A 7,611-nucleotide genomic window follows, 5' to 3' on the forward strand; every position below is an offset into this window, starting at 1 on the left:
CATACATACGGTAAGGCGAAGCTGACGTGGTTTGAAGAGATTTTCGAAGAGTATGAAGTTTAAAGAAAGGCCAAGATACGAAGATAATCTCCAATCAGTGCCACTTCAGCTACAAAGAAGAGGAGGATAATAACTCCGTTCACAAGGACAGACAAGAATAACTGATAGAAGGAGTCGGCTTCACTTGCTTGACTTGGTCTGGTAATGATATGGAGACTAGCAAGCAGAATGATTCCAATGCTAATCACACATAAAAGGGCTGAAAATCGTAGGCTATCAAAGAAGGCAAAGAAACTAGCAATAGCAGTGAGGAAGATTGGAATTGCCAAGAGTTGACTATATTGTTGGAGAACCTTGTCTAGCGTCCAGTCCTTTTCTTGGTAGATAAATCGTCTCACGACGAAACTACCCAAGAGGAATGAAAAGAAGAAGAGTGTTGTCGCTACTAGGATAGAGATGATAGAAAAGAGAGTTAAAGGTGCTAGTTGCTCAGGGAAGTGGCTGTTTATAGTTGCTATATGTCCATAGTAAGCATGTTTGATGTGGTAGATACTAAAGAAAAAGGAAGATGCAGAAAACAGAATGAGCAAGAGAAAGGCTGTATAGCTGTGTGTGCTACTTGTTTCAAGATTGTTCGTAGGAGATTTGATTGCTTCCACTAGCCAAGACCAAAAATCAAGCGCTTGCTCTTTCCATTTATCCCTAGATTTTGGAACTTGGTCGGGGATATAGGGACTTTCTAAAGATTTACTGAGAAGAAGAGGCTCTTTTGTGGTTGCTTTTTGCTGAGGACGAGCTTCTTGGCTTTCTTCAGCTATAGTGACTTTTTCTGTTTCTCCAGAAAGATCTGGCTCTTCTTCACTAGAATTAGACGCTTTCTTTTCTTCTATTTCTGTTCTCGCTTCACTGTCTTCAGGCGTTTCAATTGTCTCTTCTTGCTGGCTTTCCAGTTCGACTGCAGCTTGAGAGACTTCCTCCTCTACTTGAGTATTTTTTTCAATTGGTGTATCGAGATCGGCTATCATTTCTTCAGCCTTGTCTGCAACCTCTTGAGCTTGCTCTTCAGGCTTGTTCTTGCTTGTTGTTTTTACAAAATCATTACTTTCAAACCATTCTTGTTTCATGGTAGAACCTCCTTTTTAGTTAGATAAATATGCTTCTATAGTAGCAGATGTAAGCGTTTTTGTCAACGCCTGCTTGGTGTGGATATTAGCTCAATATCATCATCAGATCTCGCAATGAGTTGATCCTTGACATCGGTTTTTTCAGTTTTGTAAGGGTTGCTTAATTCCGTACCTCTTGATTCAGGCTCTTCTCTTGTGAATTGGAAGATAGAACCATAGTTGCTTGAGATGTCCCAGTTAATTCGTTGGCTTTCTTTCTGGTCTAGGATGATTCGGAGATAATCTTTGGCAGTCAGTTCAACCTTACCATGGACTTGGATATTTTCAGCGTGGAAGTGATGTTCTGTTGACTCTAGCTGACTATCTGTAAGATCTGTATCAAAGATATTAACGATATTGGGCGTTGTGAGTTTACTGTTTTTGATACGACTTCCTTCAATTCGGAGGATATAGCCGTTTGTATTGAGGGTCGCATTTTCAAGGCTAGCATTTATGATGGTGGTTTGTCCGCGATTGGCTGAGATGTTGATCCCTTTTAGAGTTCTCCCTTTCGGTAGTCCGATGATGACATCATTAAAACGATTAGATGAACTACTTACAATATGGAGAATCCCATCAATTCCAGAAGAGATAAATGGACTTTCAGACAGTTTCTTATCAGTGAGACTCAGAGTTCTATCGTTCTGATTGGTGATAAGATCATGGTGAGCAGAAAGTGATGGATGGTAAGAAATGTGGATTTGATCATCGAAAGAGTCTGTGATGGTCAGCGCGTGTTGGTGGAGAGTGATCTCTAAGTTTTCGACTTCCTTGCCAAAGGTTAGCTCTTCCGTACGGCTATCATAGACAGGTTCTTTGGACATGGAAAGTAGGCTCTTAATCCCGTCAGATTGGATACCTACAAAGAGCAGGATAAAGCCGACAACGGTAGTCACCACACCAAAAATGAGAAATCCTTTTGTCAATTTACGCATGCTGGTCACCTCTCTTTCCTTTTTTGAGAACAAATTGCACCAAGCGAACAATGAGTAGACCGAAGAAGCGGGCTACATAGGAAATACCTAGTAAAACTAGCGAAGAAGCACCGATGGCTAGTAAACCAGAACCGAAAATCAAGATAAAGGCTGATTTGGCTTGGGCGAGAACAGTGAAACTTTCAACTAAAAATAGGAATCCGCCGATGATACCAAGTATGGAAACCGCAAAGAAAGCCAAGATGACAGTCAAGGCTGCCACAAGGATTGCGAACAGGGACACGAGGATGGCGATTCCCAGAGGAATACCGATGGGTGCTGCAAGGAGAGCTAACAAGGCGATATGCAAAATTTGTCGGTTATTCTTTTGAGCGGGTGCCTCATTGATTTTTTTATCGAGAAGATTGGAGAGAACCTCGTGGGCCGCTTCTTTGGGAGTTCCCAAGCTAGCGATGAGTTCTTCTTCTCCTTCGACTCCAGCATCGTCAAAGAGTTCCCTGAAATAGTCCATGGCTTCGATACGGTCAGCTTCAGGTAGTTTCTTGAGATAGAGTTCTAGCTGAGTCAGGTATTCAGTTCTTGTCATGGCGGATACTCCCTTCTATGATGCCATTGATGGTGTCTGTATAGAGTGTCCATTCATCTTTTAGGGTCAAGAGCTGTTCTATACCACCGTTTGTCAAGGAGTAGTATTTGCGCATGCGACCTTGGAACTCTCTAGAATAGGTTGTCAGAAAGCTATTGCCTTCCAATTTTTTGAGAATGGGATAGAGTGTGGATTCTTTGATATTAGCGATCAGCTTAATGGTTTGGCTAATCTCATAACCATAAGAATCACCCTGCTCCAGTACAGCCAAGATGAGAAATTCAATCAAGGCAGAGGATGTTGGAAAGTACATGGGAAACCTCCTTTTCTAATGTGTAAGATTTTTATATATAATTTTTCTACACATATATTGTACATCTAAAAGAAAGCCCTGTCAAGAGAAATGTGTAAAATTTTTATATATAAAAAACTTCTAGCTAAAACTAGAAGTTTAAAGGATCTTATCCGCTCTGTCCACTGTAAAGAGGGCCACAGTCATCAGGATATCGATGAGCAAGAGGGCAGCTACAGCTGGTACCCAAGAGTGGAACAGGTCAAAACTGTAACCAAAGAGGGTTGGCCCAAAGGCTGCTAGGATATAGCCTCCTGTTTGAGATAGGCCGGACAATTGGGCTGTCTTTTCAGGGGCGCTTGTCTTGAGTGAAAAGTTGACCATGAGATAAGGGAAGAGGGCGCTGGTTGCGGTTCCGATGAGGAGATGGATGGCAAGCCAGTAAATGAAATTATTGATTGGGAAAAAGAGCATGGAAATGCCGACCACACCAGCTAGTGAAACCAGAGTGAGCATGAGCTGACGGTTGCGAGTAGATAAACTAGTTGTCAAGCTTGGGATGGTCATTGAAAAAGGAATGCTAATCAGAGAGAAGATAGAAGTCAGCAAGCCAGCTTGGTGACTGGATAGGCCTGCATGGATAGCCATGGTAGGTAACCAAGTCATAGCAGTGTAAAAAATCAAGGATTGAAAACCTGCAAAGATAATAATTGCCCAGACCTGTTTATTACGCATAACCTTTATTTGACTTTTTTGTTTGGTTTGTGGAGCTAGTCTATGATTATAGCGGTGATTTGGGAGCCAGACCAAAAAAGTTGCTAGGCAGAGCAGGGTGAGGAGGATGATAAGTCCTTTCCAAGAACTGGCTTGTGTAATAGGCACGGCTAGATAGGAAGCAAGAGCCGTCGCAACCCCCATAGAGGTTACATATAAGGTGGTCAGAAAACCAATTTTCTTTGGTTGATTGGCTTGGATAAGACTAGGAAGCAGCACATTGATGACTGCGATACTTGCCCCAACCATCAAGGTTCCTAGATAGAGCAGGGGCAGATTGATTAGTCGAATAAGTGAGCCGATGGTCAAGAAGAAGAGGCTGTAGGTGAAGAGATGCTCCAAGCCGATTTTCTGAGCCAGTCGGGTAGAAAATGGTGAAAAGAGGGTAAACATAAGGAGAGGCAGGCTGGTCAAGACACCAAGCGAACTAACTTCTACCCCCAGCCCTTGCGAAATATCTCCCAAAATAATGGGTAAAACAGTAAAAGGAGCCCGCAAAGAAACACCAATCAGGATAATACCTGGAACAAAAAAGAGTGATTGCTTTTTCATAAAATACCTCTTCTAGCTGATTTTAATAACAGCTTATTTTAAGGCTTTTTCACTATAATGTCAAGTAAGGTTTCTGGCTTTCAAGATAAAAATGGGAAAGTCTTGAAAATTATGATAGAATGGTGGAAGGAAAAATTCAGGAGAGTAGTAGTGACTCAAAATGTTGAAAGTCTTCTCGTATCCATTGTAATCAGTGCATACAATGAAGAAAAATATCTGTCTGGTCTAATTGAAGACTTAAAAAATCAAACCTATCCTAAAGAGAATATTGAAATTCTATTTATAAATGCTATGTCCACAGATGGGACCACAGCTATCATTCAGCAATTTATAAAGGAAGATACAGAGTTTAACTCAATTAGATTGTATAACAATCCTAAGAAAAATCAAGCTAGTGGTTTTAACCTGGGAGTTAAACATTCTGTAGGGGACCTTATTTTAAAAATTGATGCTCATTCAAAAGTTACTGAGAGTTTTGTAATGAACAATGTGGCTGTTATTCAACAAGGTGAATTTGTCTGTGGGGGGGCTAGACCGACGATTGTCGAAGGAAAAGGAAAATGGGCAGAGACCTTGCATCTTGTTGAGGAAAATATGTTTGGCAGTAGCATTGCCAATTATCGAAATAGTTCTGAGGATAGATATGTTTCTTCTATTTTTCATGGAATGTATAAACGAGAGGTTTTCCAGAAGGTTGGTTTAGTAAATGAGCAACTTGGCCGAACTGAAGATAATGATATTCATTATAGAATTCGAGAACATGGTTATAAAATCCGCTATAGCCCAAGTATTCTATCTTATCAGTATATTCGACCAACATTCAAGAAAATGCTGCATCAAAAGTATTCAAATGGTTTGTGGATTGGCTTGACAAGTCATGTTCAGTTTAAGTGTTTATCATTATTTCACTATGTTCCTTGTTTATTTGTTTTGAGTCTTGTGTTTAGTCTAGCATTGTTACCGATCACATTCGTATTCATAACTTTACTATTAGGCGCCTATTTTTTACTTTTATCACTACTCACTTTGCTGACTTTATTAAAACATAAAAATGGATTTCTAATTGTGATGCCCTTTCTTTTATTTTCCATTCACTTTGCTTATGGCCTTGGAACGATTGTAGGTTTAATTAGAGGATTTAAATGGAAGAAAGAGTACAAGGGAACAGTAATTTATTTGGAAAAATAAGCCAAATAAATTAAAATGTGCTACAATAACAATATAGTAAAACTCTTTTAAGGAGGAGTAGATTGACATGAATAAAAAACTAACAGATTATGTGATTGATCTGGTGGAAATTTTAAATAAACAACAAAAGCAGGTTTTCTGGGGAATATTTGATATTTTCAGTATGGTGGTTTCGATCATTGTATCTTATATTTTATTTTATGGGCTGATTAATCCAGCACCTGTTGACTACATTATCTATACGAGTTTGGCCTTTCTGTTCTATCAATTGATGATTGGTTTTTGGGGGTTGAATGCTAGTATTAGTCGTTACAGCAAGATTACGGATTTCATGAAAATCTTTTTTGGTGTGACTGCCAGCAGTGTTTTGTCTTATGGAATCTGCTATGCCTTCTTGCCACTCTTCTCCATCCGTTTCATCATTCTCTTTATCTTGTTGAGTACCTTCTTGATTTTATTGCCACGGATTACTTGGCAGTTAATCTACTCTAGACGCAAAAAAGGAAGTGGCGATGGAGAACACCGTCGAACCTTCTTGATTGGTGCTGGTGATGGCGGAGCCCTCTTTATGAACAGTTACCAACACCCAACCAGTGATTTGGAACTTGTTGGTATTTTGGATAAGGATGCTAAGAAAAAGGGTCAAAAACTTGGTGGTATCCCTGTTTTAGGCTCTTATGACAATCTGCCTGAATTAGCCAAACGCCATCAAATCGAGCGAGTTATCGTTGCAATTCCGTCGCTTGACCCGTCAGAATATGAGTGTATCTTGCAGATGTGTAATAAGCTGGATGTCAAATGTTACAAGATGCCTAATGTTGAAACTGTTGTTCAAGGACTTCACCCAGCAGGTACTGGATTCCAAAAAATTGATATCATAGACCTTTTGGGCCGTCAGGAAATTCGTCTTGACGAATCGCGTCTGGGTGCAGAACTGACAGGTAAGACCATCTTAGTCACAGGAGCTGGAGGTTCAATCGGTTCTGAAATCTGTCGTCAAGTTAGTCGCTTCAATCCTGAACGCATTGTCTTGCTCGGTCATGGGGAAAACTCAATCTACCTTGTTTATCATGAATTGATTCGTAAGTTCCAAGGGATTGATTATGTACCTGTGATTGCGGACATTCAAGACTACGACCGTCTCTTGCAAGTCTTTGAGCAGTACAAACCTGCTATTGTTTATCATGCGGCAGCCCACAAGCATGTTCCTATGATGGAGCGCAATCCAAAAGAAGCCTTCAAAAACAATATCCGCGGAACTTACAATGTTGCTAAGGCTGTTGATGAAGCCAAAGTACCTAAGATGGTTATGATTTCGACAGATAAGGCGGTCAATCCACCCAATGTTATGGGAGCAACTAAGCGCGTGGCGGAGTTGATTGTCACTGGATTTAACCAACGTAGCCAATCGACCTACTGTGCGGTTCGTTTTGGGAATGTTCTTGGTAGTCGTGGTAGTGTCATTCCAGTCTTTGAACGTCAGATTGCTGAAGGTGGGCCTGTAACGGTGACAGACTTCCGCATGACCCGTTACTTTATGACTATTCCAGAAGCTAGCCGTTTGGTTATTCACGCTGGTGCTTATGCCAAGGATGGGGAAGTCTTTATCCTTGATATGGGCAAACCAGTCAAGATTTATGACTTGGCCAAGAAAATGGTCCTTCTAAGTGGCCACACCGAAAGCGAAATTCCAATCGTTGAAGTTGGAATCCGTCCAGGTGAAAAACTCTACGAAGAGCTCTTGGTATCAACCGAACTGGTTGATAATCAAGTTATGGATAAAATTTTCGTTGGTAAGGTTAATGTCATGCCTCTAGAAGCCATCGATCAAAAGATTGAAGAGTTCCGCACTCTTAGTGGAGATGAGTTGAAGCAGGCTATTATCGCCTTTGCCAATCAAACAACCCACGTTGAATAAAAAAGAAAAACGCATATTATCAGGTCTTGAGCCTTGGTAATATGCGTTTTGTTATGTAGAGGCTTATACTCTTCGAAAATCTCTTCAAACCACGTCAACGTCGCCTTGCCGTAGATATATGTTACTGACTTCGTCAGTTCTATCTGCCACCTCAAAACGGTGTTTTGAGCTGACTTCGTCAGTTCTATCTGCCACCTCAAAAC

General features: G+C 40.7%; 6 protein-coding genes and 1 pseudogene. 2 read left to right on the plus strand and 5 right to left on the minus strand.

Annotated elements, in window-relative coordinates:
- Positions 1-59: 59 nt before the first annotated feature.
- The 5 genes from HT671_RS09010 to HT671_RS09030 form a co-directional block, all read right to left on the minus strand.
- Complete coding sequence (locus HT671_RS09010; RefSeq protein WP_138703211.1) at positions 60-1,124, minus strand: DUF6574 domain-containing protein; 1,065 nt, start codon at positions 1,122-1,124, stop codon at positions 60-62.
- A 62-nt stretch (positions 1,125-1,186) separates the two neighbouring features.
- A complete protein-coding gene (locus HT671_RS09015) occupies positions 1,187-2,098 on the minus strand; it encodes a DUF4097 domain-containing protein (protein ID WP_050261209.1) in 912 nt (303 codons plus the stop codon).
- Entirely contained in the window at positions 2,091-2,684 is a 594-nt protein-coding gene (locus tag HT671_RS09020; RefSeq protein ID WP_000198685.1) for a DUF1700 domain-containing protein, read from the minus strand. Before HT671_RS09020 ends, HT671_RS09015 begins: the two co-directional genes overlap by 8 nt.
- Entirely contained in the window at positions 2,671-2,997 is a 327-nt protein-coding gene (locus tag HT671_RS09025) for a PadR family transcriptional regulator (protein WP_000273864.1), read from the minus strand. Before HT671_RS09025 ends, HT671_RS09020 begins: the two co-directional genes overlap by 14 nt.
- Before the next feature lie 138 nt (positions 2,998-3,135).
- Positions 3,136-4,302 (minus strand): MFS transporter, encoded by a 1,167-nt coding sequence (locus HT671_RS09030; protein WP_138703212.1) that lies wholly within the window; start codon positions 4,300-4,302, stop codon positions 3,136-3,138.
- Positions 4,303-4,359: 57 nt separating this feature from the next.
- Between HT671_RS09030 and HT671_RS09035 the strand changes: the two are divergent.
- A pseudogene (locus tag HT671_RS09035) lies at positions 4,360-5,504 on the plus strand (glycosyltransferase family 2 protein).
- 53 nt (positions 5,505-5,557) lie between these two features.
- Positions 5,558-7,408 carry a nucleoside-diphosphate sugar epimerase/dehydratase gene (locus HT671_RS09040; RefSeq protein ID WP_001035691.1) on the plus strand — a complete coding sequence of 617 codons (1,851 nt, stop codon included), beginning with the start codon at positions 5,558-5,560 and terminating at the stop codon, positions 7,406-7,408.
- The last annotated feature ends 203 nt before the right edge of the window (positions 7,409-7,611 follow it).

Source organism: Streptococcus sp. 2741, assembly GCF_013276315.1.
GTDB lineage: Bacteria > Bacillota > Bacilli > Lactobacillales > Streptococcaceae > Streptococcus > Streptococcus pseudopneumoniae.

What these genes read in the sequence shown, in the direction of transcription:
- HT671_RS09015 (WP_050261209.1), bottom strand. Translation starts at nt 2,098, where the DNA reads ATGCGTAAATTGACAAAAGGATTTCTCATTTTTGGTGTGGTGACTACC.
- HT671_RS09040 (WP_001035691.1), top strand. Translation starts at nt 5,558, where the DNA reads ATGAATAAAAAACTAACAGATTATGTGATTGATCTGGTGGAAATTTTA.
- HT671_RS09030 (WP_138703212.1), bottom strand. Translation starts at nt 4,302, where the DNA reads ATGAAAAAGCAATCACTCTTTTTTGTTCCAGGTATTATCCTGATTGGT.
- HT671_RS09020 (WP_000198685.1), bottom strand. Translation starts at nt 2,684, where the DNA reads ATGACAAGAACTGAATACCTGACTCAGCTAGAACTCTATCTCAAGAAA.
- HT671_RS09010 (WP_138703211.1), bottom strand. Translation starts at nt 1,124, where the DNA reads ATGAAACAAGAATGGTTTGAAAGTAATGATTTTGTAAAAACAACAAGC.
- HT671_RS09025 (WP_000273864.1), bottom strand. Translation starts at nt 2,997, where the DNA reads ATGTACTTTCCAACATCCTCTGCCTTGATTGAATTTCTCATCTTGGCT.